21 protein-coding genes are annotated in these 22965 nt (G+C 68.3%); 12 read left to right on the top strand and 9 right to left on the bottom strand.

The features are described from left to right. Nucleotide 1: 1 nt before the first annotated feature. The 7 genes from purE to ACI1V7_RS21685 all read left to right on the top strand — a co-directional run bounded on the left by purE (nucleotide 2) and on the right by ACI1V7_RS21685 (nucleotide 6759). A complete protein-coding gene (gene purE / locus ACI1V7_RS21715; protein ID WP_404533932.1) occupies nucleotides 2-511 on the top strand; it encodes a 5-(carboxyamino)imidazole ribonucleotide mutase in 510 nt (169 codons plus the stop codon). Then, the gene (locus ACI1V7_RS21710; RefSeq protein ID WP_404533931.1) at nucleotides 508-1704 is read left to right on the top strand and encodes a 5-(carboxyamino)imidazole ribonucleotide synthase; all 1197 of its coding nucleotides are present in this window, start codon (nucleotides 508-510) and stop codon (nucleotides 1702-1704) included. Before purE ends, ACI1V7_RS21710 begins: the two co-directional genes overlap by 4 nt. Nucleotides 1705-1706: 2 nt before the next feature. Next, entirely contained in the window at nucleotides 1707-2747 is a 1041-nt protein-coding gene (locus ACI1V7_RS21705; protein WP_404533930.1) for an L-threonylcarbamoyladenylate synthase, read from the top strand. A gap of 228 nt (nucleotides 2748-2975) precedes the next feature. Then, nucleotides 2976-4490 carry an alpha/beta hydrolase family protein gene (locus ACI1V7_RS21700; protein ID WP_404533929.1) on the top strand — a complete coding sequence of 505 codons (1515 nt, stop codon included), beginning with the start codon at nucleotides 2976-2978 and terminating at the stop codon, nucleotides 4488-4490. Between the two features lie 194 nt (nucleotides 4491-4684). Continuing rightward, on the top strand, nucleotides 4685-6049 hold the full coding sequence (locus ACI1V7_RS21695) for an SGNH/GDSL hydrolase family protein (protein WP_404533928.1): 1365 nt from the start codon (nucleotides 4685-4687) through the stop codon (nucleotides 6047-6049). Between the two features lie 29 nt (nucleotides 6050-6078). Beyond that, nucleotides 6079-6276 carry a hypothetical protein gene (locus ACI1V7_RS21690; protein ID WP_404533927.1) on the top strand — a complete coding sequence of 66 codons (198 nt, stop codon included), beginning with the start codon at nucleotides 6079-6081 and terminating at the stop codon, nucleotides 6274-6276. Nucleotides 6277-6279: 3 nt separating this feature from the next. Beyond that, nucleotides 6280-6759: an OmpW/AlkL family protein gene (locus ACI1V7_RS21685; RefSeq protein ID WP_404533926.1), complete on the top strand. Its 480-nt coding sequence runs from the start codon at nucleotides 6280-6282 to the stop codon at nucleotides 6757-6759. Nucleotides 6760-6878: 119 nt separating this feature from the next. Here ACI1V7_RS21685 and ACI1V7_RS21680 read toward each other — a convergent pair whose 3' ends face one another. Both ACI1V7_RS21680 and ACI1V7_RS21675 read right to left on the bottom strand, forming a co-directional pair. Then, complete coding sequence (locus ACI1V7_RS21680; RefSeq protein WP_404533925.1) at nucleotides 6879-8069, bottom strand: acyl-CoA dehydrogenase; 1191 nt, start codon at nucleotides 8067-8069, stop codon at nucleotides 6879-6881. 126 nt (nucleotides 8070-8195) lie between these two features. After that, the gene (locus tag ACI1V7_RS21675; protein ID WP_404533924.1) at nucleotides 8196-8705 is read right to left on the bottom strand and encodes a flavin reductase family protein; all 510 of its coding nucleotides are present in this window, start codon (nucleotides 8703-8705) and stop codon (nucleotides 8196-8198) included. Between the two features lie 118 nt (nucleotides 8706-8823). Between ACI1V7_RS21675 and msrA the strand changes: the two genes are divergently transcribed. Beyond that, nucleotides 8824-9363, top strand: a complete 540-nt coding sequence (gene msrA / locus ACI1V7_RS21670; protein WP_404533923.1) for a peptide-methionine (S)-S-oxide reductase MsrA — start codon at nucleotides 8824-8826, stop codon at nucleotides 9361-9363. 83 nt (nucleotides 9364-9446) lie between these two features. Here msrA and ACI1V7_RS21665 read toward each other — a convergent pair whose 3' ends face one another. Together ACI1V7_RS21665 and pdxH are read right to left on the bottom strand one after the other, a co-directional pair. Then, the gene (locus ACI1V7_RS21665; protein WP_404533922.1) at nucleotides 9447-10649 is read right to left on the bottom strand and encodes a class I SAM-dependent methyltransferase; all 1203 of its coding nucleotides are present in this window, start codon (nucleotides 10647-10649) and stop codon (nucleotides 9447-9449) included. Nucleotides 10650-10690: 41 nt separating this feature from the next. After that, on the bottom strand, nucleotides 10691-11929 hold the full coding sequence (gene pdxH / locus ACI1V7_RS21660) for a pyridoxamine 5'-phosphate oxidase (RefSeq protein WP_404533921.1): 1239 nt from the start codon (nucleotides 11927-11929) through the stop codon (nucleotides 10691-10693). A 100-nt stretch (nucleotides 11930-12029) separates the two neighbouring features. On the opposite strand from pdxH, the gene tcdA reads away from it, so the two are divergent. After that, on the top strand, nucleotides 12030-12947 hold the full coding sequence (gene tcdA / locus ACI1V7_RS21655) for a tRNA cyclic N6-threonylcarbamoyladenosine(37) synthase TcdA (RefSeq protein WP_404533920.1): 918 nt from the start codon (nucleotides 12030-12032) through the stop codon (nucleotides 12945-12947). Between the two features lie 33 nt (nucleotides 12948-12980). Further along, nucleotides 12981-13550: an FKBP-type peptidyl-prolyl cis-trans isomerase gene (locus ACI1V7_RS21650; protein ID WP_404533919.1), complete on the top strand. Its 570-nt coding sequence runs from the start codon at nucleotides 12981-12983 to the stop codon at nucleotides 13548-13550. Between the two features lie 90 nt (nucleotides 13551-13640). Here ACI1V7_RS21650 and ACI1V7_RS21645 read toward each other — a convergent pair whose 3' ends face one another. From ACI1V7_RS21645 to ACI1V7_RS21635, 3 genes are all read right to left on the bottom strand, one after another. Then, complete coding sequence (locus tag ACI1V7_RS21645; RefSeq protein WP_404533918.1) at nucleotides 13641-14648, bottom strand: cation diffusion facilitator family transporter; 1008 nt, start codon at nucleotides 14646-14648, stop codon at nucleotides 13641-13643. Then, on the bottom strand, nucleotides 14645-14983 hold the full coding sequence (locus ACI1V7_RS21640) for an ArsR/SmtB family transcription factor (protein ID WP_404533917.1): 339 nt from the start codon (nucleotides 14981-14983) through the stop codon (nucleotides 14645-14647). Before ACI1V7_RS21640 ends, ACI1V7_RS21645 begins: the two co-directional genes overlap by 4 nt. Nucleotides 14984-15072: 89 nt before the next feature. After that, nucleotides 15073-15555, bottom strand: a complete 483-nt coding sequence (locus tag ACI1V7_RS21635) for a CinA family protein (RefSeq protein WP_404533916.1) — start codon at nucleotides 15553-15555, stop codon at nucleotides 15073-15075. A gap of 377 nt (nucleotides 15556-15932) precedes the next feature. Here ACI1V7_RS21635 and ACI1V7_RS21630 point away from each other — a divergent pair, with 377 nt between their 5' ends. Continuing rightward, entirely contained in the window at nucleotides 15933-17951 is a 2019-nt protein-coding gene (locus tag ACI1V7_RS21630; protein ID WP_404533915.1) for a sensor histidine kinase, YfiR-like protein-associated, read from the top strand. Continuing rightward, on the top strand, nucleotides 17948-20557 hold the full coding sequence (locus ACI1V7_RS21625; protein WP_404533914.1) for an EAL domain-containing protein: 2610 nt from the start codon (nucleotides 17948-17950) through the stop codon (nucleotides 20555-20557). Before ACI1V7_RS21630 ends, ACI1V7_RS21625 begins: the two co-directional genes overlap by 4 nt. A gap of 28 nt (nucleotides 20558-20585) precedes the next feature. On the opposite strand, the gene thiL is transcribed toward ACI1V7_RS21625, so the two are convergent. Beyond that, entirely contained in the window at nucleotides 20586-21602 is a 1017-nt protein-coding gene (gene thiL / locus ACI1V7_RS21620; protein ID WP_404533913.1) for a thiamine-phosphate kinase, read from the bottom strand. Between the two features lie 25 nt (nucleotides 21603-21627). Further along, nucleotides 21628-22848, bottom strand: coding sequence for an FAD-dependent oxidoreductase (locus tag ACI1V7_RS21615; RefSeq protein WP_404533912.1), 1221 nt, complete (start codon nucleotides 22846-22848; stop codon nucleotides 21628-21630). Nucleotides 22849-22965: the final 117 nt, after the last annotated feature.

Below are 22965 nucleotides of genomic sequence, written 5' to 3'. Positions count from 1 at the left end.
GATGGCTGAGCAGAACAAGCCGCTCGTCGGCGTGATCATGGGTTCCAGCTCGGACTGGGACGTAATGCAGCACGCCTGCGCCATCCTCGAACAATTCGGCGTGCCGTTCGAGGCGCAGGTGATCTCGGCGCACCGCATGCCGGACGAGATGTTCGCGTATGCGGAGACCGCCCGTTCGCGCGGCCTGCGCGCGATCATCGCCGGCGCCGGCGGCGCGGCCCACCTGCCGGGCATGGTGGCCGCCAAGACCGTCGTGCCGGTGCTGGGCGTGCCCGTGCCGTCGAAATACCTGCGCGGCGAGGATTCGCTGCTGTCGATCGTGCAGATGCCGAAGGGCGTGCCGGTCTCGACCTTCGCCATCGGCGAAGCGGGCGCCGCGAATGCCGCGCTGACGGCCATCGCCATCATCGCCACCGTCGACGATGCGCTGGCCGGCAAGCTGGAAGCGTTCCGCGCGCAACAGACCGCGGCCGCCAAGGCCATGGTCCTGCCGGTGAACGAACAGCGATGAGCGGCACGACGTTTTCCCCGGCGCTGCCGGCCGCGGCCGAGCCGGCCTGGCTGGGCGTGATGGGCGGCGGCCAGCTGGGCCGCATGTTCGCGCACGCGGCCCAGGCCATGGGCTACCGCGTGGCCGTGCTGGAACCCTCCGGCGATTGCCCGGCCGGGCAGGTCGCCGAGCGCCTCGTCGAGGCGGGCTACGACGACGCGGCCGGCCTCGATGCGCTGGCCGCGCAATGCGTGGCCGTGACCACCGAATTCGAGAACGTGCCCGCCGCGAGCCTGTCGCGCCTGGCCGAACGCGTGTTCGTGGCGCCGGGCGCCCACGGCGTCTCGGTGGCCCAGGACCGCATCGCGGAAAAAGCCTTCTTCGTGTCCTGCGCGCCCAAGTCGGGCGTGCTGCCGGCGCCGCACAAGACCATCGCGTCCGAAGCGGACATCGACGCCATCGGCGACGACCTGCTGCCGGGCATCCTGAAGACCGTGCGCATGGGCTACGACGGCAAGGGCCAGGTGCGCGTGCGTTCGCGCGACGACGTGCGCGCCGCCTTCGCCTCGATGGGCGGCGTTACCTGCCTGCTCGAGAAGATGCTGCCGCTGGCCTATGAGGTGTCGGTGCTGACGGCGCGCGGCGCGGACGGCGAATCCGTCGTCTACCCGATCGCGGAAAACGTGCACCGCGACGGCATCCTGTTCACCACCACCGTGCCGGGACCGAACGTGTCCGAGGAGCGCGCGGTCAAGGCCCAGCAGGCGGCGCGCGCCATCGTCGCCGAACTGGGTTACGTGGGCGTGCTGTGCATCGAATTCTTCGTGCTGCAGGACGGTTCGCTGGTCGTCAACGAGATGGCCCCGCGTCCGCACAACAGCGGCCACTACACGATCGACGCCTGCGTGACGAGCCAGTTCGCCCAGCAGGTGCGGGCGATGGCACGGCTGCCGCTGGGCGACGTGCGCCAGCATTCGCCGGCCGTCATGCTGAACATCCTGGGCGACGTCTGGTTCGAAGGCGACGGCAACGTCGCGCGTGAGCCGGCCTGGGACGAGGTGCTGGCGCTGCCCGGCGCCAACCTGCACCTGTACGGCAAGACCGACCCGCGCCGCGGCCGCAAGATGGGCCACGTGACCTTCGTCGCGCCCACGCTGGCGCAGGCCCAGGCCAGCTTCGACGCCGCTTGCGCCATCCTGGGCATCGAGGTCTGACGATGACGTCGACGCCGACGCAGGAAGCCGGCCAGGCCGAGATCGAGCGCGCCGCGCGCGCGCTCGAAGGGGGCGCGCTGGTCGCCTTCCCCACCGAGACCGTGTACGGCCTCGGCGCCGATGCCGAGAACCCGGCGGCCGTCGCCGCCATCTACACGGCCAAGGGCCGTCCGCAGGACCACCCGGTGATCGTGCACGTGGCGTCCGCCGCCGCGCTCGACCACTGGACCACGGACATCCCCGAGGAAGCGCGCCTTCTGGCCGCCGCCTTCTGGCCCGGTCCGCTGACGATGATCCTCAAGCGCGCGCCGCACATCCCGGACGCCGTCTCCGGCGGCCAGGACACGGTCGGCATCCGCTGCCCCTCGCACCCCGTCGCGCTGCGCCTGCTGCAGGCGTTCAAGGGCGGGCAGGGCGGCCTGGCGGCGCCGTCGGCCAACAAGTTCGGCCACGTCAGCCCGACCACCGCCGCCCACGTGCGCGCGGAATTCGGCGACGAGCCCCTGCTGGCCGCCGTGCTGGAAGGGGGCCAGAGCGACGTCGGCATCGAATCGACGATCGTCGACCTGTCGCGCCTGGCCACGCACGGCCCCGTGCTGCTGCGCCCCGGCCACGTCTCGGCCGGGCAGATCGCGGACGTCATCGGACGCCTGCCGGCGAGCCCCGACGTGGCGGCGCCGCGCGCATCCGGCACGCTCGAATCGCATTACGCGCCGCGCACGCCGGTGGCGCTGCTGGATGGGATCGAACTCGCGCACGCCGTGCAGCGCCTGCACGCTTCCGGCCACCGCGTCGCCGTCATCCATCATGGCGCGATCCCCGTCGTGCACGCGGCCACGCAGCTGCCGTTCGATCCGGCCGGCTATGCCCACGGCCTGTACGCGGCCCTGCGCAGCATGGACGAGACGGGTGCGAGCCTGATCCTCGTCGAGGCGCCGCCGCAGGACGATGCCTGGCTCGGCGTCAACGACCGCCTGCGCCGCGCGGCGCACGGCTCGAGCGGCATCGTCGAACGTCTCGCCGGCGCCACGTCCCGGCCGTAAACGGCGCTAAATCTGCCGGGAAACTTCCCAAAAGCTTATGCGCGGTGCATCCTTGGCGGATGTGCCGGGCAGGGCCGTCATTCGTCTTCCTTGTATTGACGCTGCTCGCAGCACGCACGTCGTCCCTGCGCAGGCAGGGACCCAATTCTGTGTGCGCAGCAGGGATGCGTGCACATCGGGCCCCTGCCTGCGCAGGGGCGACGGTGCAGAGTCAATCGAAGGAAAACAATGCGTCTGTTCTCTACCTTGGGCCGGAGCCTCGGCCTGGGCATCCTGCTCGCCGCCTGCGGCGGCGGCGGCACCACCACCGGCGGCACCCCGCAAGGCGTCGGCAATCCCACTCCGCTGCCGGGCACCGTGCGCGGCAGCATCGTCGCTCAGGCCAGTCCGGTCGCCCTCGGCGTCGCCGGATCGAGCGTGACCACGTTGTCGCCGTCCGTGCTGGCCGGCTTCCTGGAATCGGCCCAGAAGGGCACCACCGTCGTGGCCGGCGAGCCGCAATGCGCGGTCTCCGTCTACCGCGTGCGCTACAACACGGTCGGCGGCGCGGGCGAGAGCACCGAGGCCAGCGCGGCGATCTTCGTGCCCTCGGGGAGCGGCGCCTCGTGCGGCAATTCGCGTCCCGTGCTGCTGTACGCGCACGGCACCTCGCTGCAGAAGTCCTATGACATGGCCGACATCGCCGGCAACACGGAAGCGCGCCTGGCGGCGGCCGTGTTCGCGGCGCAGGGCTTCATCGTCGTCGCGCCGAACTATGCGGGCTATGCGGGATCGTCGCTCGGCTACCACGCCTACCTCGATCGCGTGCAGCAGGGCGCCGACATGGTCGATGCGCTGCGCGCCGCGCGTGCGTCGTTCACGGCGCTGGGCGTGCGCGATTCCGGCAAGCTGCTGGTGTCCGGCTACTCGCAGGGCGGCTACGTCGCGCTGGCCGCGCAGCGTGCGATGCAGGAAGCGGGCAACGCGGAATTCACCGTGACGGCGGCGGCCGGCCTGTCCGGCCCGTATGCATTGGCCCGCTTCGGCGACGAACTGTTCGGCGGCGCGCCGCGCAACGGCGCCACCGTGATCGTCCCCATGATCGTCAACGCCGGCCAGCACGCGAGCGCCGCGCTGTACGCGAATCCGGCCGAGATCTACGAAGCCCGGTACGCGGCGACGATCGCCGACCTGGTCCCGGGCACGCTGGGGACGGGCGCGCTCGTCGACCAGGGCAAGCTGCCGCCGAGCGCGCTGTTCGCGGCCGACTCGATGCCGCAGACGGCCGGCTACACGCAATACTTCGGCGCCGGCAACCTGATCAGGAGCGATTACCGCGCCGCCTACCTGGCCGACCTGGCTGCGCATCCGTGCGACACCAGTGCCACGGCGCCGCTGTCCTGCGCGCCGGCGCAGGCGCTGCGCAAATGGCTGGTGCGCAACGACCTGCGCAGCTACCAGCCGGCCGCGCCCACGCTGCTGTGCGCGGGCCACGACGATCCCATCGTCCCTTACTTCAACACGAGCACGGCGGCCGTCTATTTCCGCGGCAGGGGCGCCAACGTCACCGAGCTCGACATCGACGACACGCCGACGCTGAACGACCCCTACCGCACGGCCAAGGCCGGCTTCGTGGCGGCGCGGTCGCTGCTGAAAGCGGCGGAAGGCGACGCTGCCGTGCAGACCAATTACCACGCCGGATTGGTGGCGCCGTTCTGCATGATCGCGGCCCGCGATTATTTCCAAAAAACCCTGGCCTTTTGATAGGGGCAAGGACTATTGCATGGTTATAATCCCGTGCCGACGGGCGCTTTCCGGCCCTGGATGTGTGCTGTTGTTACGGGTGCACTAGCAGAAACGTTTTCGCTATACAACCGATCTGAACGCTGGCATATTAATCAGGACACGAATAGCACGGCCGTTCGTTTCATACAAAAATTTTTATATCAGGAGACACAATGCGTAAGACCACCTATGCGCTCGCGCTGATGACCGCGGCCGTCCTGGCCGCGTGCGGCGGTAGCAGCACCAGCCCGCGCGGCGGCGACCAGACCCCGAAAACCCAGTTCAGCGGCCAGGTATCGTTCGGCGACAGCCTGTCGGACGTGGGCAGCTACAACGTCGGCGCGGTCGCGGCCCTCAAGGGCGGCAAGTTCACGATCAACGGCAACAATACGTCGATCAATCCCGAACTGACGGGCAAGAACTGGACCGAATACGTGGCAGCACAGCTCAACCTGCCGGCACCCTGCGCCGCGCAGACGGGCCTGGAAGGCGACGCCAGCAAGGGCTTCAACGTCCCCGTCACCAGGAACGCCAACTGCTTCAACTATGCCCAGGGCGGCGCGCGCGTGACCAACCCGGTCGGCCCGAACAACAAGCTGCTGAACCCGACGCTGGGCCTGACCACCGTGCCGGTGGTGACCCAGATCGCGAACCACCTGGCCAAGACGGGCGGCAAATTCAGCGGCACCGAGCTGGTGACCGTGATGGCCGGCGGCAACGACATCCTGTTCCTGCTGGGCGACCTGTCGACCAAGGCCACCGCCGCCGGTACCGCCGCCGGCAACACGGCCTTCGCGACCTCGCTGGTGAGCCAGCTGGCCGCCGGCGCGACCAATCCGCAGACCGCTGCCCAGAGCATCGGCCTGGCCGTGCAGACGGAAGCCGCGCGCAGCGGCAGCACGCCGCAGACGATCGTCCAGGCCGGCGTCGTCGCCGCCGTCCAGGCCGGCAACACGGGCGCGCCGTCGCAGGCGAGCGCGATCGCCGCCACCGCCCAGGCCGCCGCCACGACCGCCGGCGCTAAGGCCGGCGCCGACTACGCCGCCGCCAACGGCCCGGCCATCGTGCAGGCCATGGGCACCGCCGGCGCCGAGCTGGCCAACCTGGTCAAGACCCAGATCGTCGCCAAGGGCGCCAGCTACGTCCTCGTGAACAACCTGCCGGACGTCGCCTCGACGCCGGCCGGCAAGTCGAAGAGCGAAGCGATCCAGGGCCTGATCAAGACCGCCGTCGATACCTTCAATACCCAGCTCAAGAACGGTGTGGCCAGCGAAGCCAAGGTGCTGTACGTCGACCTGTGGTCGGTCAGCCACGACCAGGTCACCAACCCCGGTCCGTACGGCCTCACCAATACCTCGACCCCGGCCTGCGGCAACAACGCCCTCGCCGCATCCTCGCTCGTCTGCAACGCGAGCAACGTGATCAGCGGCGACGTCAGCCATTACATGTTCGCCGACGAAGTGCACCCGACCCCGTTCGAAAACGCCCTGGTGGCGCGCTATGTCCTGCTGCAGATGAGCGGCAAGGGCTGGCTGTAATTCACGACATATAAAAATCAGGAGATACCATGAAATGCAATGACAAGGTCGTGAAACTGCTGGTCGTGGCCGGCGCGCTGGCCGCGGCGGGCAGCGCCGCCGCGCAATCGAAGGGCCAGTGGGCCGTGTCGGTGGGTGCCAACCAGATCCGGCCGGACGTGACGAGCGGCGCGATCTCGGCGCCCGCACTGCCGAACTCGTTCGGCGACGTCAGCAAGGATACCTAGCCGGTGGCCGTGTTCAACTACGGCATTACCGACAACATCACCGCGGAAGCCGCCATCGGCACCCCGTACAAGCACAAGCTGTACGGCGCCGGCGCGATTGCCGCCGGTGGCGAGCTGGGTTCGGTCAAGGCCCTGCCGCCGACGGCCTTCCTGCAGTACCGCTTCTTCGAGCCGAACGCCTTCATCCGTCCTTACGTGGGGCTGGGCGTCACGTATGCCTACTTCTTCAAGGAAACCGGCTCGTTCAAGATGACCGCGCTGACCAACCCGGGCGCCGGCACCGCGACCACCTTCAGCATCGACAACAAGGTCACCGTGTCGGGCCAGGTCGGCGCCACCGTGGCGATCAACGAAAAATGGTTCGCCAACGCGGCCTACGTCAAGACCCGCCTGCGCACCGACGTGCACTTCTCGACGGGCCAGAACCAGCGCATGAAGCTGGATCCGGATTCCTTCCTGGTGACGGTCGGCTACCGCTTCTGAGCGGCAGCCGCTTCCAACAAAAAAACCCGCTTCGGCGGGTTTTTTTGTTGTGCAAGCGGCCCCGTGGGCTGGCGCGCTTGCAGACGACACCGTCCCTGCGCAGGGACGACGGGGCGGCGTCAGAACGCCGAGATACCCGTCTGTGCGCGCCCCAGGATCAGTGCGTGGATGTCGTGCGTCCCTTCGTAGGTATTGACCACTTCCAGGTTGACCATGTGGCGGATGATGCCGAACTCGTCCGAAATGCCGTTACCGCCGAGCATGTCGCGTGCCGTGCGCGCGATGTCCAGGGCCTTGCCGCAGGAATTGCGCTTCATGATCGAGGTGATCTCGACGGCGGCCGTGCCTTCGTCCTTCATGCGGCCCAGGCGCAGCACGCCCTGCAGGCCGAGGGTGATCTCGGTCTGCATGTCGGCCAGTTTCTTTTGCACGAGCTGGTTGGCGGCGAGCGGCTTGCCGAACTGCTGGCGGTCGAGCACGTACTGGCGCGCCGTGTGCCAGCAGTCCTCGGCCGCGCCCAGCGCGCCCCAGGCGATGCCGTAGCGGGCCGAGTTCAGGCAGGTGAACGGGCCCTTCAGGCCGCGCACTTCCGGGAACGCGTTTTCTTCCGGGCAGAACACGTCGTCCATCACGATCTCGCCCGTGATCGAGGCTCGCAGCCCGAACTTGCCGTGGATGGCGGGGGCCGACAGGCCGGTCCAGCCCTTTTCCAGCACGAAGCCGCGGATCGCGCCCTCGTCGTCCTTGGCCCAGACGACGAACACGTCGGCGACGGGGGAGTTGGTGATCCACATCTTCGAGCCGGTGAGGCGGTAGCCGCCGTCGACCTTGCGCGCGCGGGTGACCATCGAGCCGGGGTCGGAACCGTGGTTCGGCTCGGTCAGGCCGAAGCAGCCGATCCATTCGCCGCTGGCCAGCCTGGGCAGGTATTTCTGCTTCGTTTCCTCGTTGCCGAACTCGTGGATCGGCACCATCACGAGCGAGGACTGCACGCTCATCATGGAGCGGTAGCCGGAATCGACGCGTTCCACCTCGCGCGCGATCAACCCGTAGGCCACGTAGTTCAGGCCCGGGCCGCCATACTGTTCGGGGATGGTCGGGCCCAGCAGGCCCAGCTCGCCCATCTCGCGGAACACGGACGTGTCCATGGCTTCGTGGCGGAAGGCTTCCAGGATGCGCGGCTGCAGCTTGTCCTGGCAATACGCGCTGGCGGCATCGCGCACCATGCGCTCGTCGTCAAGCAGCTGCTCGTTCAGCAGCAGCGGGTCGTCCCAGTGGAATTGGGCCTTGCGGGTGGCGGAACTGCTCATGGGAATCCTGTCTCCAAAATGTTTCGGACCATTATAGAAACCCGGCCTGACCGCATCTTTTCAAACTGCGACAGGCATTTTCATTTTTCAACGAACAAGAAATCGGCGCCGGGGAGCCCGCGCGTTTCAGCAAGACGCCGTCGTCCCGAACTTGCCGCTGTGGAACAGCAGCGCGGGCTGGGCATGCACGGCGCAGTCCTCGACCTCGCCGACGAAGATCACGTGGTCGCCTTCCGGATAGCGGCTGCGGTTGTGGCATTCGAACCAGGCCACGGCGCCCTTCAGGATCGGCTGGCCGGTGCGCGACAGCGCGTAGTCGGCCGTGAGGAACGGGTCTTCGCCGCGGCGCGAGAAACGCCGCGCCAGGTCTTCCTGGCCGGCCGCCAGCACATTGATCACGTAATGGGAATTCCCCGTGAAAATGGGCAGGCTGTTGGCGCCGTTGGACAGGCTCCACAGCACCAGCGGCGGATCCAGCGAGACCGAATTGAAGGAACTGGCCGTCAGGCCGCGGAAGCTGCCGTCGGCCAGGCGCGTGGTGATGACGGTGACGCCGGTCGCGAACTGGGACAGGGCTTGCCGGAAATGGGCGGAGTCGAAACCGCGTTCGGTGGCGCGGGGAGAGCTGGTGTTCATGAACGCATTATGCCACCAATACCCGGGGCACCCGCCGCACGGCGGCGGTTTCTGCACAGGCGTGCGCTTTGCGTTAGAGTGAAGCCATCGACCATCCATCCCCAACGAAGGAGCTGTTATGAGCCAGCAATCCGCAACCGAAGTGGCAATCCTGGGCGGCGGGTGTTTCTGGTGCACTGAAGCCGTGTACCTCGAGGCCCGTGGCATCACCCGCGTCGAGTCCGGCTACATGGGCGGCGAGTCCGTCAGCCCGACCTACGAACAGGTGTGTTCCGGCACGACCGGCCATGCCGAGGTGGTCCGCCTGGAGTTCGACCCGGCCGTGATCGGCTATCGCGACATCCTCGAGATCTTCTTCACCATCCACGACCCGACCACGCCGAACCGCCAGGGCAACGACGTGGGCACGCAATACCGGTCCGTGATCTTCACCACCTCGCCGGAGCAGGACGCGACGGCGCGCCAGGTCATGGCCGAGATGGCCGCCGTATGGGACGCCCCGATCGTGACCCAGGTGCAGCCGGCCGAGCAGTGGTACAAGGCCGAAGAGTATCACCAGAATTATTTTGCCCAGCATCCGCTGCAGGGCTATTGCGCCTTCGTGGTGGCGCCGAAGGTGGCGAAGTTCCGCAAGACCTTCGCGGAGCGCATCAAATAACCGCAGGGCCCGATGGCTCCGCTCCACACCGGGGTCAGAGCCCCTTGAAAAGCAACACCGGGCCCTGACCCCTATGGGTATTTTTAACGGTACATATAGCTGCGCGACCACGGGATCTGCGCCGGATCCTGGCCGGCCTTGCCGCCCACGATCTGGTACAGGCTGATCCAGTCGTGCGTGAACGCGTACGCGCAGCCGGCCAGGTACACGTGCCAGATGCGGAAGGTCTTCGGATCGGCGGTCTGGCGGATGCGCTCGGCGTTGCGCTCGAAGTTCTCGGTCCAGAGCGCGCAGGTCCGGGCGTAGTGGCGGCGCAGGTTTTCCACGTCGCGCACTTCCAGGCCGCCTTCCTGCATCGTGCGGATCACGGTCGACAGGTGCGCGAGTTCCCCGTGCGGGAACACGTACTTGTCGATGAAGTTGCCGGCGCCGTAAGGGCTGTTGCGCTCGCCGACGTCGGTGGTGGTGATGCCGTGGTTCATGACCACGCCGCCCGGCGCAAGCAGCCGGTTGATCTGGCTGAAGTATGCCGGCAGGTGCTGCACGCCCACGTGCTCGAACATGCCCACGCTGGTGATGCGGTCGAACTGGCCGTCGATGTCGCGGTAGTCCTGGATGCGGATGTCGATCCGGTCTTCGAGTCCGGCGCGCTTGACGCGTTCGCGCGCCAGCTCGTACTGGCGCTCGGACAGCGTGATGCCGACGCAGCGCGCGCCGAACTTCTGCGCGGCGCGGATGACGAGGGCGCCCCAGCCGCAGCCGATGTCCAGCAGCGTCTGGCCCGGCTGCACGCCGATCTTGGTGAGGATGTGGTCGATCTTCTTGACCTGCGCCGTTTCCAGGTCTTCGTCGCCGTTCTCGAAATAGGCGCAGGAGTACACCATGGCCGGATCGAGGAAGTTGCTGTAGAACTCGTTGGAGACGTCGTAGTGGTAGCGGATCGCTTCCGCGTCCTTTTCGCGCGTGTGCGGCGAGAGCAGGCTCAATACCTTGGACACGCGTGCCGGCTTGCCGCTGTTCTCCGCGAGCGCGCTGCCGATCTGGATCATGTCCGCTGCGCGCCCCTCGATCTCGAGGTTGCCTTCGACGTAGGCCTCGCCCAGGTTGTCCAGCGTGGGCGAGAGCAGGTAGCGCAGGTTGCCGGCGCTGGGCACCCGGATCTTGACGCGCGGCTGCTCGGCCGAGAGGTCGACGTGGTCGCCATTCCACAATTCCACACGCAGCGGCAGGTTGAGTTTGTTACGGATGCCTGTGCTCCAGGCGGACAGCTTCAGTTGATCGAACACGTGGTTTCTCCGGCTTGTCTGGCCGGATGCTGCCTCCCGGCTCAGGGTTGCAAACGTTGCCGCGTCCAGCTGCCGTCCTCCGACCGCGTGTACACGATGCGATCGTGGAAGCGTGAACGCCGCCCCTGCCAGAACTCGATCCGTTCCGGCACCAAGCGATAGCCGCCCCAGTGCGATGGCCGTGACGGCGACTCGCCGTATTGCCGCGCGACCTCGTCGTAGTTGCGCTCGAGATCCGCACGGCTGGCGATCGGCGCACTCTGTTCCGACGCGATCGCCGACAGTCGGCTTTTCAACGGCCGGCTGTTGAAATACTTGTCGCTTTCCTCCGCGGATGTACGCACGACCTTGCCTTCGATGCGCACCTGCCGTTCCAGTTCACTCCAAAAGAATAGCAGAGCAGCAAAAGGTTTGCTGGCGAGCTGCTGGCCCTTCTGGCTGTCGTAATTCGTGTACCAGGTGAAGCCGCGCTCGTCGAACTGCTTGACCAGCACGATGCGCGAGCTCGGCCGGCCATCCTCGCCGACCGTCGATACCCCCATCGCATTGGGCTCGTTGACCTCGGCCTTCAGCGCTTCCTCGAACCAGCGCGTGAACTGCGCGATCGGGTCGGCGGCGACATCGCCCTCGTCCAGGCTGGCCTGGCCGTAATCCTTGCGCAGGTCGGCCACGCGCTCGCCGATGCCGGCCGCGGCCGGCTCGCATGGGGATGCCGTCGCGGCGTTGCCTATGCTCACATCATTATTAACGGAAATACCGCGCCGTTGCCGCATCGCCTGGCCCAGCCTGGCCATCTGGCCTGTGTCGAAAATGCGAACGGCCATCGGCGCCATCGTGCCTTCCTCGCGCTCCATGTGCTGCCGGTAGCACTGCACGAAACGGTGCACCGTGCCGGCCGACAGTTGCGTGCCGCTGCCATCGGCGATCAGGCTCAGCTGCTCGTGCAGGTCCTGCCACATCGCATCCATGTCCTTGTGCTCCTGCAGGATCTGCGGCGCCAGCGCGGCCAGCGTGGCCGCGTCCTCGCCGGTGGCGGTCGCGTGCAGCATGGGGATCAGGTCCTGTTCCTCGTCCTCGTGGTGCAGCTGCGCGCCTTTCTCGAAGTACTTCACGATAGCGGCCGCCGCCTGGCGCGCCTGCTCGTCGGCGCCGTGTGCCGGCAGGTGGGCCAGCAGTTTTTCGAGGGTGTCCAGCTGCTTGCGGATGCGGCCGTGGCAATGCTTGAGGACGGCGATCGGCTGGTCGAAATCGGGAGCGGTATCGTGGAGGGGCTGGTTCATGATGGGCTGTTGTGGATGCGCAAAAAGACGGTCGTACTTTGATTATCTGAAAGTTATTTTAGAGCAAGGGGAGAGGTTCCGTCCGGTAAAATATCGGGCTATGACTACCATTCCCTCCATCACCGCGCTGGCCGGTACCGATGCCAGCTTCGTCGATGCAGCCAACGAGGTCGACTTCGAGCGCCGCTTCGGCGGCATCGCGCGGCTCTACGGCGAGCGTGCGCTGGAACGCTTCCGTGCGGCGCACGTTTGCGTCGTGGGCGTCGGCGGCGTCGGTTCCTGGATCGTCGAGGCGCTGGCGCGCAGCGCCGTCGGCCGCCTCACGCTGATCGACCTCGACAACGTGGCCGAGTCGAACATCAACCGCCAGATCCAGGCGCTGTCGTCGACCGTCGGCATGGCCAAGATCGAGGCGCTCAAGCAGCGCATCGCCCTGATCAACCCGTATTGCGAAGTGGAGCTGGTCGAGGATTTCGTCGATGCGGAGAATATCCCGCAACTGATCGGCACCGATCGCTACGACTACGTGGTCGACGCCATCGACAGCGTCAAGGACAAGGCCGCGCTGATCGCCTGGTGCAGCCAGCATGCGATCCCGCTGGTCGTGATCGGCGGCGCCGGCGGCCAGACGGACCCGACGCGCATCGAGGTGCGCGACCTGGCCCGCACCGAGCAGGAACCGCTGCTCAAGAAGGTGCGCAAGATCCTGCGCGCGCGCTACGGCTTTGCCAAGGGCGAGAAGAACAAGTACCACATCGACGCCGTGTTCTCGATGGAGCCGCTGCGCTACCCGGACGCGGGCGATGCCTGCGCCATCGATGCGAACAGCATCACGGGCCTCAATTGCGCGGGCTTCGGTTCCAGCATGGTCGTCACGGCGACCTTCGGCATGGTGGCGGCCGGGCACATCCTGCGCAAGCTGGCGGATGCGGCCCATGCCGACGCGGCGCCGGCCGTGCCGCAGAGGATTACCGTTCCGGCAGAAACTGTGCAACCGGAAGAGGCCTTGCTATCATAGATCGGTTAATCACTGATCCATGAAAGAGGTTCCATGATCCGTCGTATCGCCTTCGCAGGCCTGTTGCTGGCGGCCGCTGCCGCCAGCGCCCAGGATTCCACCCAGACCGCCCCCGCGGCCGACCAGGCCCAGCCGGCTGCCCAGTCCGGCACCGCGCTGACCGATCCGAAAGACCCGGCGAGCGCCACCGCCACCGCCGCGACCCCGTCCAACCCCGTCAACCCGGTCGGCGACGCCCCGGCCCAGCAGGGCCCGCAGATCCAGATCATCGACCACGTGATCGGCAAGGGCGCCGAGGCGCAGGTGGGCAATTCCGTACTGGTCAACTACACGGGCTGGCTGTACAAGCCGCTGGCGCTGAAGCAGCACGGCAAGAAATTCGACTCCTCGCTCGACGCCGGCCGCGAGCCGCTCGAGTTCCGCCTCGGCGCGCGCCAGGTCATCAAGGGCTGGGACCAGGGCGTGGTCGGCATGAAGGTGGGCGGCAAGCGCACCCTGATCATCCCGAGCGAACTGGCCTACGGTTCGCGCGGCGCCCCGGGCGGCATGATTCCGCCGAATGCGGACCTGATCTTCGACGTCGAGCTGGTCAAGGTCAAATAAACGTGGCGGTTCGGTGGGCATATGATGCCCACCCTACGTCGGCCCTTCGTAGGGTGGGCACCACGTGCCCACCATGCATAACCCGATCATTCAATGCGCGTGGGCGTGACCATGATGATGATCATGGTCGTGTCCATGGTCGTGCTCGTGCTCGTGATCGTCGTGCGCCTCCTGCAGGCAGCAGCTGCTGTGCTTGGTCGTACCCTGCTCGACCTGCAGCGTGCAATGGTGGATCGCGAAGTCCTCGCGCAGGCGGGTGACGATCGCATCGATGTACGCGTCGCCCGGATACCCGTCCGGGATCACGAGGTGGGCGGTGAGGGCCGTTTCCGTCGTGCTCATCGGCCAGATGTGCACGTCGTGCACCTCCGTCACGCCCGACTGGGCCGCCAGGAAGCCGGTGACGGCCGTCGCATCGACGCCGGCCGGCACGCCCGCCAGCGCCATCTGGATCGATTCCTTCAGCAGCGACCACGTGCCCGCCACGATGATCACGACGATCACCAGGCTCACGGCCGGGTCGAGCCAGCTCCAGCCCGTGTACATCACCAGCAGGCCCGACACCACCACGCCCAGCGACAGCGCAGCATCGGCCGCCATGTGCTGGTAGGCGCCGCGCACATTGATGTCTTCCTTGCTGCCGGCCATGAACAGCCAGGCCGAGAAACCATTGATGAGCACGCCGATCGCGGCCACGATCGACACCGTCGTGCCGAGCACCGGCTGCGGATGGGCGAAGCGCTGGCACGCTTCCCAGGCGATGGCGCCGCAGGCCACCATCAGCAGCAGGGCATTGCCCAGCGCCGCCAGGATCGAGGTGCCGCGCAGGCCGTAGGTGAAGCGCCGCGTCGGCGCGCTTTTGGCCAGCAGCGCCGCGCCCCAGGCCAGCACGAGGCCCAGCACGTCGGACAGGTTGTGGCCGGCGTCGGCCATCAGCGCCGTCGAGTTGGCGATGAAGCCGTAGATGAATTCGATGGCGACGAAGGCCGTGTTCAGCCCGATCGCCAGGACGAAGGCGCGGCCGGCGTCGGCCGGCGGCGTGTGGTGGTGGTGGTGACCATGTCCGTGGCCATGGTCGTGGGAATGCGCGTGGCTCATGCGTCCAGTCCTGTCGTGTGTTCGGGGATGGGGTCGGCGACGGGTTCGGCGATATGCTCGAACATATTGGCCAGCAGGCTGCTGATGTGGGCGTCGGCCGCCGCATAGAACACCTGCTTGCCCTGGCGCTCGGCCTTGACGATGCGCGCGGCGCGCAGCAGGCGCAGGTGGTGGCTGACCAGCGAGCTGGACAGGTCGAGCGCGGCGGCGATGTCGCCCACCGCCGTCGGCTGCGCCAGGCAGGCGAGCACGATGCGCAGGCGCGTGGGGTCGCCCAGCAGGTGGAACAGGTCGGCGAGTTCGTCGACGGCGTGGTCGGTATCGTGCGGAATCATCGGATCGGTAATCGCTTAACATGTGAAGAACTGTTCACATGTTAAGCGTACTGCGCGCCGGATGCAAGCGGCATCCGGCCGTACGTCGTTTATTCGAGAAAGCGCAGCATGCCGGACAGCGCGTGCGCCACCGTGCGCAGGCGCACTTCGTGGCGGTCGCCGGGGAACACGATGCGCTCGGTGTGGGTGACACCGTCCTTCGACCAGCCGAAGCACACGGTACCCACCGGCTTGCCCGGCACGGCGCCCGTGGGGCCGGCGATGCCTGTCGTGGACACTGCGACGTGGGCATTGCTGTTGCCGACGGCGCCCTCGGCCATCGCCGCCGCGACTTCCTCGCTCACGGCGCCGAATTGCGCGATGACGGCGGCGGGCACGTCCAGCATCTCGGTCTTGGCGGCGTTCGAATACGTCACGAAGCCGCAGTCGAACCAGTCGCCCGAGCCGGGGATCTCGGTGATGAAATAACTGATGCCGCCGCCCGTGCAGGATTCCGCGGTGGCCATCAGCAGGCCCTTGGCTTCGAGGGCCTGGCCGACCCGGGTGGCAAGGTCAAGAATATCGTTCGTCACGGATGTCTCCTCTGTATGCGGCACGGGAATGCGGGGCGGCCGCGCCGTGCGGGCGGGCGACCCCGGCCTCATTCTAGCGCGCCGCGGGCGCGCACGGCACTGGAGCGTTACCAAAAAGCCATGTCGTGGGACAAGCCGCGGCGTGCAGATGGCGCCGCCTGCCTGTACCATGGTTGCCGGCCCGTGCCGTTCCGTGCGACATCGCGCGAAACCGTGCTGCTATCCTGCTCGTCTGCGGGCTTGCTCGCGATCATCCACCGATTCACCGATTCACCGATGTAGGACTGACATGCTGCTCGAACGTTTCACGCATGACCGCCATGAACCGGGGCCGGCATGCCGTTGACGGCGTTTGCACGCCTGCCGGCGGAGGCCCCGTGACGCCGCGCCGCTCGATCCGCCAGAAGCTCGTCATGATCGTGATGTCGACGACGGTTGCCGCTTCGGCCGTGTCGGTCGGCACCGTGGTCGCCTACGACCTGCGCGCCTACCAGCGCGCCCTGCGCAACGACCTGTCAACGCAGGCCGAGCTGGTGGGCCACATGACGTCGGCCGCGCTGTCCTTCGACGATGCGCGCCTGGCGCGCGAGAACCTGGAACTGCTGCGCACCCGGCCCTCGGTGCGCGCGGCCGCCCTGTACGACGAGCGCGGCGCGCTGTTCGCCTGGTACATGGCGCCGGGCGAGGACGTGGCCTTTCCCGCGCGTCCCGGCAAGGACGGTTACGTGAAGGACGGCGACGACCTGGTGCTGTACCAGCCCATCCGCGAGAACGGCGAGGTGCTGGGCACCATCTACATGCGCTCGCAGAACCAGCTGCTCGAGCGCGTGCGCGACTACCTCCTGATCGGCATGGGCGTGACGCTGCTGGCGCTGATGACGGCCTGGCTGCTGGTGCGGCGCCTGGGCCACACGATCACGACGCCGATCGACGCCATCACCAACATCGCGCGCGAAGTGGTCGAGAAGCGCGACTATTCGCGCCGCGCGCCGCGCATCAGCCAGGACGAGGCGGCCGACCTGGTCGATTCGTTCAACGCCATGCTGAGCGAGATCGAGCAGCGCACCCGCGCGCTGGAGGGATCGAACCGCGAGATCGCGCGCGAAGCCCAGGAACGGGCCCGCGCCCAGCAGGAAGTGATGCGCCTGAACGAGGAGCTCGAGCAGCGCGTGCACGAGCGCACCATGCAGCTGGAGCTGGCCAATGCCGAACTGGAGCTGGCGATCGAGGAAGCGCGCGCGGCCAACCAGGCCAAGTCCGCCTTCCTGTCCTCGATGAGCCACGAGCTGCGGACGCCGCTCAACGCCATCCTCGGCTTCGCCCAGATCCTGGCATCGAACGACATGCCCACCACGCCGGAACAGAAGAAGGAATTCTCCGGCCACATCCTGAAGTCGGGGCGCCACCTGCTCACCCTGATCAACGAGATCCTCGACCTGGCCAAGGTCGAGGCGGGCGCGCTGCAGCTGTCGATGGAGGCCGTGGCGCTGGACGAGATCCTGCTCGAGTGCCGCGGCATGATCGCGCCGCTGGCGGCCGCGCGCGGCGTGCAGGTGCGCTTCCCGGACGACGTGCGCGCCGTCGTGCAGGCCGACCGCACGCGCCTCAAGCAGGTGCTGCTGAACCTGCTGTCGAACGCCGTCAAGTACAACCGCGACGGCGGCGCCGTGGTGGTCGACTGCGCGCCGGCCGCGGCGGGCCGCCTGCGCCTGGCGGTGCAGGATACGGGCATGGGCATGACGCCGGACCAGCTGGCCGCGCTGTTCCAGCCGTTCAACCGCCTGGGCCAGGAAAACGGTCCGCAGGAGGGTACCGGCATCGGCCTCGTGGTGACGCGCCGCCTGGTCGAGATGATGGGCGGCGACATGGGCGTGACCAGCAGTCCCGGCGTCGGCAGTGTATTCTGGATCGAACTGGCGCGTGCCGAAGGGCAGGGCGGAGCGGCGGCGGCCGCGGTGCAGGACGGCGCGGCGCCGCAGCCGGCCGCCGACGGCATCGCGCCGCATACGCTGCTGTACGTGGAAGACAATCCGGCCAACCTGCGCCTGGTGCAGGAGATCGTGCGCTTTCGCGCCGGCCTGCGCCTGCTGTCGGCCGCGGATGGCCCGGCCGGGCTGGCGCTGGCGCGCGAGGAACGCCCGGACGTCGTGCTGATGGACTTGAACCTGCCGGGCATGAACGGCTTCGAGGTGCTGGCGCAGCTGCGCCGCGACCCGGCCACGGCGGGCATTCCCGTCGTCGCGCTGTCGGCCAACGCCATGCAGCACGACATCGAGCGCGGCCTCGCGGCCGGGTTCGCGCGCTACCTGACCAAGCCGATCGACATCGACAGGTTCAATGAGGCCATCGACGGCGTGCTGGCCCAGCGCGCCAACGCAGAAAGGACAGCCCCATGATTTCGCCATCCGACATCCGCCGCGCGCGCATCCTGATCGTCGACGACGAACCCGTGAACGTGCAGCTGCTCGAATTCCTGCTCAAGACGAGCGGCTACGAGAACGTGTCGAGCACCACCGACCCGCGCGAGGTGGCGGCGCTGCACCTGCAGCACCGCTACGACCTGATCATCCTCGACCTGCAGATGCCGCACATGGACGGCTTCCAGGTGATGGAGGCCCTGACGCCGCTGGAGCGCGAGTCCTGGCTGCCGGTGCTGGTCGTGACGGCCGAGCCGGACAAGAAGCTGGCCGCGCTGCAGGCGGGCGCGCGCGACTTCATCGGCAAGCCCTTCGACACGGTCGAGGTGCTCACCCGCATCCGCAACCTGCTCGAGGTGCGCCTGTTCCACAAGGAGTCGCGCGACTACGGCACGCGCATGGAGCGCAAGGTACGCGAGCGCACCGCCGAGCTGCAGCGCTTCCGCGGCGCGATGGACGCCACCGCCGACGCCATCTTCCTGGTCGACGCGCACAATATGTCGATGATCGACGTCAGCGACGGCGCCTGCCGCATGCTGGGCTTTTCGCGCGAGGCGCTGCTGCGCATCGACCCGGTGGCGCTGGGCCTGGCCGAACGCGCCCAGCTGGAGCGCCATGCCGACCCGGTGGCCCATGGGCGCGAACATGACATCGTCGAGACCGAGTTGCTGCGCTCGGACGGCCAGGGCGCCGTGCCCGTCGAGATCAGCTGGCAGCTGCAGCAGCGCGGCGAAGAGGAAGGGCAGGCAGGGCAGACGCGCATGCTGATCGCGGTGGCGCGCGACATCAGCGAGCGCCTGCACGCGGCCGAGCGCCTGAAGCACGTGTCCAACTACGACAGCCTGACCGGCCTGCCGAACCGCAACCTGTTCTTCCAGACGCTGCGCGACGCCATCGAGCTGGCCCAGGACAAGAGCTGGCGCATCGCCGTGCTGTTCATCACGCTGGACCGCTTCAAGATCGTCAACGATTCGCTCGGCCCGGCGCTGGGCGACGAATTGCTGCGCCAGTTCAGCACGCGCCTGGTGCGCGGCGTGCGCCTGCGCGACACCATCGGGCGCCTGGGCGGCGACGAGTTCGCGCTGATGCTGACCATGACGCGCGAGCAGGGCGAGGAGGACGCCGTCGCCGTCGCCAACGAGGTGCGCGAGGCGCTGCGCGCGCCGTTCGACCTGGGCGGGCAGAAGGCCGTGCTGACGGCCAGCATCGGCATCGCCATGTACCCGGACGACGCGCGCGATCCCGGCACGCTGGTCAAGTACGCCGACGTGGCCATGGTGCGCGCCAAGGAGGCCGGGCGTGACGGCTACCGCTTCTTCACCTCGGGCATGAACGTGCAGGTGCTCGCGCGCCTGGACCTGGAACTGGCACTGCGCGGCGCCATCGACGGCGGCCAGTTCCAGCTGCACTACCAGCCCAAGCTGGACTTGAACACGGGCCGCATCAGCGGCGTCGAGGCGCTGCTGCGCTGGCACCGTCCGGGCTTCGGCCTCGTCTACCCGGCCGAATTCGTGCCCGTCATGGAAGACACGGGCATGGTGGTCAAGGTCGGCGCCTGGATCATCGACGAGGCCTGCCGCCAGATCGCGGCGTGGAATGCCGATGGCGTGGAAGGCGTGCGCGTGGCCGTCAACGTGTCGAGCCGCCAGTTCGTCGAGGGCGACCTGGAAGGCGACATCCGCGCCGCCCTGGCGCGCCACCACGTCGACCCCGGCCTGCTGGAACTGGAGCTGACCGAGAGCGCGCTGATGTCGAATGCCGAGCACACGATCGAGGTGCTGGAGAGCCTGAAGCGCCTGGGCATCCGGATCGCCATCGACGACTTCGGCACCGGCTACTCCTCGCTGGCCTACCTGAAGCGCTTCCCGATCGACAAGCTCAAGATCGACATCGCCTTCGTGCGCGACATCACGACCAATCCGGACGACGCGGCCATCGCGCTGGCCATCATCAGCATGGCGCACAGCCTGCACATGCAGGTGATCGCGGAAGGCGTCGAATCGCGCGCCCAGATGGCGCTGCTGCGGCGCCACCGCTGCGACGAGATCCAGGGCTTCCATCTATCACGCGCGCTGACGGCGGCCGACCTGGGCAAGCTGGTGCTGGAGAACCGCGCCCAGCCCTCGCGCCCGGCCGCCGACGACCGCAACGTGCAGACGCTGCTGATCGTCGACGACGACCCCAACGTGCTGGCCGCGCTGCACCGCCTGTTCCGGCGCGATAACTACCGCGTGCTGACGGCCGGCTCGCCGGCCGAGGGCTTCGAGCTGCTGGCGCTGCACCGCGTGCAGGTGATCCTGTGCGACCAGCGCATGCCCGTCATGAGCGGCACCGAATTCCTCAGCAAGGTCAAGGAGATGTATCCGGACACGATCCGCATCATCCTGTCCGGCTACACGGGCGTGGAATCGGTGCTCGATTCGATCAACCGCGGGGCGATCTACCGCTTCTACACCAAGCCCTGGAACGACACGGAACTGCGCGACAACGTGCGGCTGGCGTTCCGCCAGTACTGGCTGACGCACGGGCCGTACGACGACCGCAAGACGCCGCGCGCGGCGGATGCCGCGTCGACCGACACGTAGGGTGGGCATCACATGCCCACCATGCGCTTTACCCGTTCGTGAAGTGGTCCCAGCCCTGCAAGGCAAGGTCGAGCGACTTCTCGTCCGCATCGACCCAGCGCAACCCCGGTTCCGCCGTGATCGCGCCGACGCGCGTCACCGGCACGCCGCACTGCGTCCCCGCGGCGGCGATCGCATCGCGCTGCGACACGGGTGCCGTGAAGCATAGCTCGTAGTCGTCGCCGCCGGCCGCCGTGAAGCGCCGCCGCAGCGCCTGCGGCTGGCGCGCCAGCGCGGGACCGGCCGGCAAGGCATCGACGTCCAGCACGGCGCCCACGCCGGACGCCGCCAGGATGTGCGCGATGTCGCCCGCCAGTCCGTCCGAGATATCGAGCGCCGCATGCGCCAGGCCGCCGTCGGCCAGCAGGCGGCCCAGCGCCACGCGCGGGGTCGGCGCATGCATGCGCGGCGCGGCCAGCGCCAGGGACGGCGCGTCCAGGCGCACCTCGCCCAGGTAGTGAGCCAGCGCCAGGCGCGCATCGCCCAGCGTGCCGGAAATCCAGACGTCGTCCCCCGGGCGCGCCGCGTCGCGCCGCAGCGCGCGGCCCGGCGCGATGTCGCCGAAGATCGTGATGCAGACGTTGAGCGGCCCCTTGGTCGTGTCGCCGCCGACCAGCTCGCAGCCGTGGGCGTCGGCCAGCGCGAACAGGCCGCGCGAGAAACCTGCCAGCCAGTTTGGGTCGGCCGCTGGCAGCGCCAGCGCCAGCGTGAAGCCGAGCGGCGCCGCGCCCATCGCGGCCAGGTCGGACAGGTTCACGGCCAGGCATTTGTGGCCGAGCGCGAACGGGTCGGCGCCGGCGAAGAAGTGGCGGCCCTCGACCAGCATGTCGGACGAGACGGCGAGCTGGCGGCCGGGCGCGGGCGCCAGCAGCGCGCAGTCGTCGCCGATGCCGAGGACGGTGCGGCCCGGCGGCGCGTTTGGTGGCGCGTTTGTCGGCGTATTCGGCGGCAAATCCGGCGGGCGCCGCACGAAGTACTGCTTGATGAGGTCGAATTCGGAGAGCATCCCCGAATTGTAATCCGGGCCGGCGTCAGGCGACGGCGACCACCCGGTCGAGCTGGGCCATCAGCGCGCGGCGCGCGGCCGGCGTGGGGCGCGTCAGGGCGAAGCCGCGCAGCACGCCGCCATCGTCGACGAAGCGGGCGACGCTGCGCTGGTCTTCGTGCGCGAGCTGCCATTCGCCGTGCGTGCCGGGCGCCGGCGCGCACACCGCGATCGGGCACAGCGGGCTTTTCAGCGTCAGCACGGGTTCGTCCTCGACGGGCGTGGGCATGCCGCACAGGGTGGCGGCGAGGGCGCGCGCCGCCGCCTGCAGGGCGGCCACGCCGGGGCGCAGCAACTGTCCCGCGCCGCTCTCGTATTCCGCGCAGTCGCCCAGCGCATACACGTCGGGGGCGCCGGCGCGGCCGTAGCCGTCGACGAGGATGCCGCGCGCGGTGGCGAGGCCCGCCTCGCGCGCCAGCGCCACGTTGGGGCGGCTGCCGATGGCGGCCAGCACCAGGTCGGCGTCGAGCGTGCCGCCGTCGTCCAGTTGCAGGCGCACGCCGCCGGTGTCCGCGGCGCCGGCGCGCCGGGCCGCGACGGCGCTGCCCTGGCGCACGGCGATCGGCAGCGCGCGCCAGGCGCGCAGCAGGGCGAGCGACAGCGGCGGCGGCACCAGCTGCGCCAGCGGCCGGCGCGCCGGCTCGACCAGCGTCACGCGGTGGCCGGCGGCGGCGAAGTCCTCGGCGAATTCGCAGCCGGCCAGGCCGGCGCCCAGGATGGCGACGTGGGCCGGACGCCCCAGGGCGTCGAGGCGCTGGCGCAGCAGCGCATAGCCTTCCAGGTGGTCGACGGCGAGGACGTCGTGCGCCGCGTCGCCTTGCAGTTGCGGACGGCGCGCGCCGGCGCCCAGGGCCAGCACCAGGCGGCCGTAGCCGATGGGGCCCTGCGTGGTGTCGATGACATGGGCGGCAGTGTCGATGCCGGTGACGCGGGTATGGGGCAGGATGGTGATGCCCAGCACGGCAGCCATCTCGGCGGCGCCGGCGCTGGCCAGCCGCTCGGCGTCGCGGCCCGCCGCCAGCGCATTCGACAGCATCGGCTTGGCATAGACGGTGCCGGCATCGGCCGTGACCAGCAGCAGGGGGATATCGCGGTCGCGCTTGCGCAATTCGCGCGCCAGCGCATAGGCTGCCATGCCGGCGCCCACGATCACGATGGGGAAGTCGCGCGCCGATGGGCGTGCCGGGACGTGCTGGATGGTCATCATTTTTCCCCTCATGGTCGCGATCCGCCCGTATGGCGCATCGAATCAGAAAAAATGATACCTAAGTCTAGCCCAGCAGTAAAATTGTTTGTTTAAAAGAAACCGATAGATTCTGCCTTT

This window comes from Massilia paldalensis, assembly GCF_044901715.1.
Taxonomy (GTDB): domain Bacteria; phylum Pseudomonadota; class Gammaproteobacteria; order Burkholderiales; family Burkholderiaceae_D; genus Telluria; species Telluria paldalensis.
Note: the sequence above shows the minus strand (reverse complement) of the source record. Positions and strands in the feature narration are given on the sequence as shown.

Bases quoted from the DNA above. Each gene is read 5' to 3' on its own strand.
- thiL (WP_404533913.1), bottom strand. From the start codon at position 21,602: ATGCTCTCCGAATTCGACCTCATCAAGCAGTACTTCGTGCGGCGCCCG.
- ACI1V7_RS21675 (WP_404533924.1), bottom strand. From the start codon at position 8,705: ATGAACACCAGCTCTCCCCGCGCCACCGAACGCGGTTTCGACTCCGCC.
- ACI1V7_RS21680 (WP_404533925.1), bottom strand. From the start codon at position 8,069: ATGAGCAGTTCCGCCACCCGCAAGGCCCAATTCCACTGGGACGACCCG.
- purE (WP_404533932.1), top strand. From the start codon at position 2: ATGGCTGAGCAGAACAAGCCGCTCGTCGGCGTGATCATGGGTTCCAGC.
- ACI1V7_RS21645 (WP_404533918.1), bottom strand. From the start codon at position 14,648: ATGAGCCACGCGCATTCCCACGACCATGGCCACGGACATGGTCACCAC.
- ACI1V7_RS21625 (WP_404533914.1), top strand. From the start codon at position 17,948: ATGATTTCGCCATCCGACATCCGCCGCGCGCGCATCCTGATCGTCGAC.
- ACI1V7_RS21695 (WP_404533928.1), top strand. From the start codon at position 4,685: ATGCGTAAGACCACCTATGCGCTCGCGCTGATGACCGCGGCCGTCCTG.
- ACI1V7_RS21640 (WP_404533917.1), bottom strand. From the start codon at position 14,983: ATGATTCCGCACGATACCGACCACGCCGTCGACGAACTCGCCGACCTG.
- ACI1V7_RS21615 (WP_404533912.1), bottom strand. From the start codon at position 22,848: ATGATGACCATCCAGCACGTCCCGGCACGCCCATCGGCGCGCGACTTC.
- pdxH (WP_404533921.1), bottom strand. From the start codon at position 11,929: ATGAACCAGCCCCTCCACGATACCGCTCCCGATTTCGACCAGCCGATC.
- tcdA (WP_404533920.1), top strand. From the start codon at position 12,030: ATGACTACCATTCCCTCCATCACCGCGCTGGCCGGTACCGATGCCAGC.
- ACI1V7_RS21700 (WP_404533929.1), top strand. From the start codon at position 2,976: ATGCGTCTGTTCTCTACCTTGGGCCGGAGCCTCGGCCTGGGCATCCTG.
- ACI1V7_RS21690 (WP_404533927.1), top strand. From the start codon at position 6,079: ATGAAATGCAATGACAAGGTCGTGAAACTGCTGGTCGTGGCCGGCGCG.
- msrA (WP_404533923.1), top strand. From the start codon at position 8,824: ATGAGCCAGCAATCCGCAACCGAAGTGGCAATCCTGGGCGGCGGGTGT.
- ACI1V7_RS21710 (WP_404533931.1), top strand. From the start codon at position 508: ATGAGCGGCACGACGTTTTCCCCGGCGCTGCCGGCCGCGGCCGAGCCG.
- ACI1V7_RS21650 (WP_404533919.1), top strand. From the start codon at position 12,981: ATGATCCGTCGTATCGCCTTCGCAGGCCTGTTGCTGGCGGCCGCTGCC.
- ACI1V7_RS21705 (WP_404533930.1), top strand. From the start codon at position 1,707: ATGACGTCGACGCCGACGCAGGAAGCCGGCCAGGCCGAGATCGAGCGC.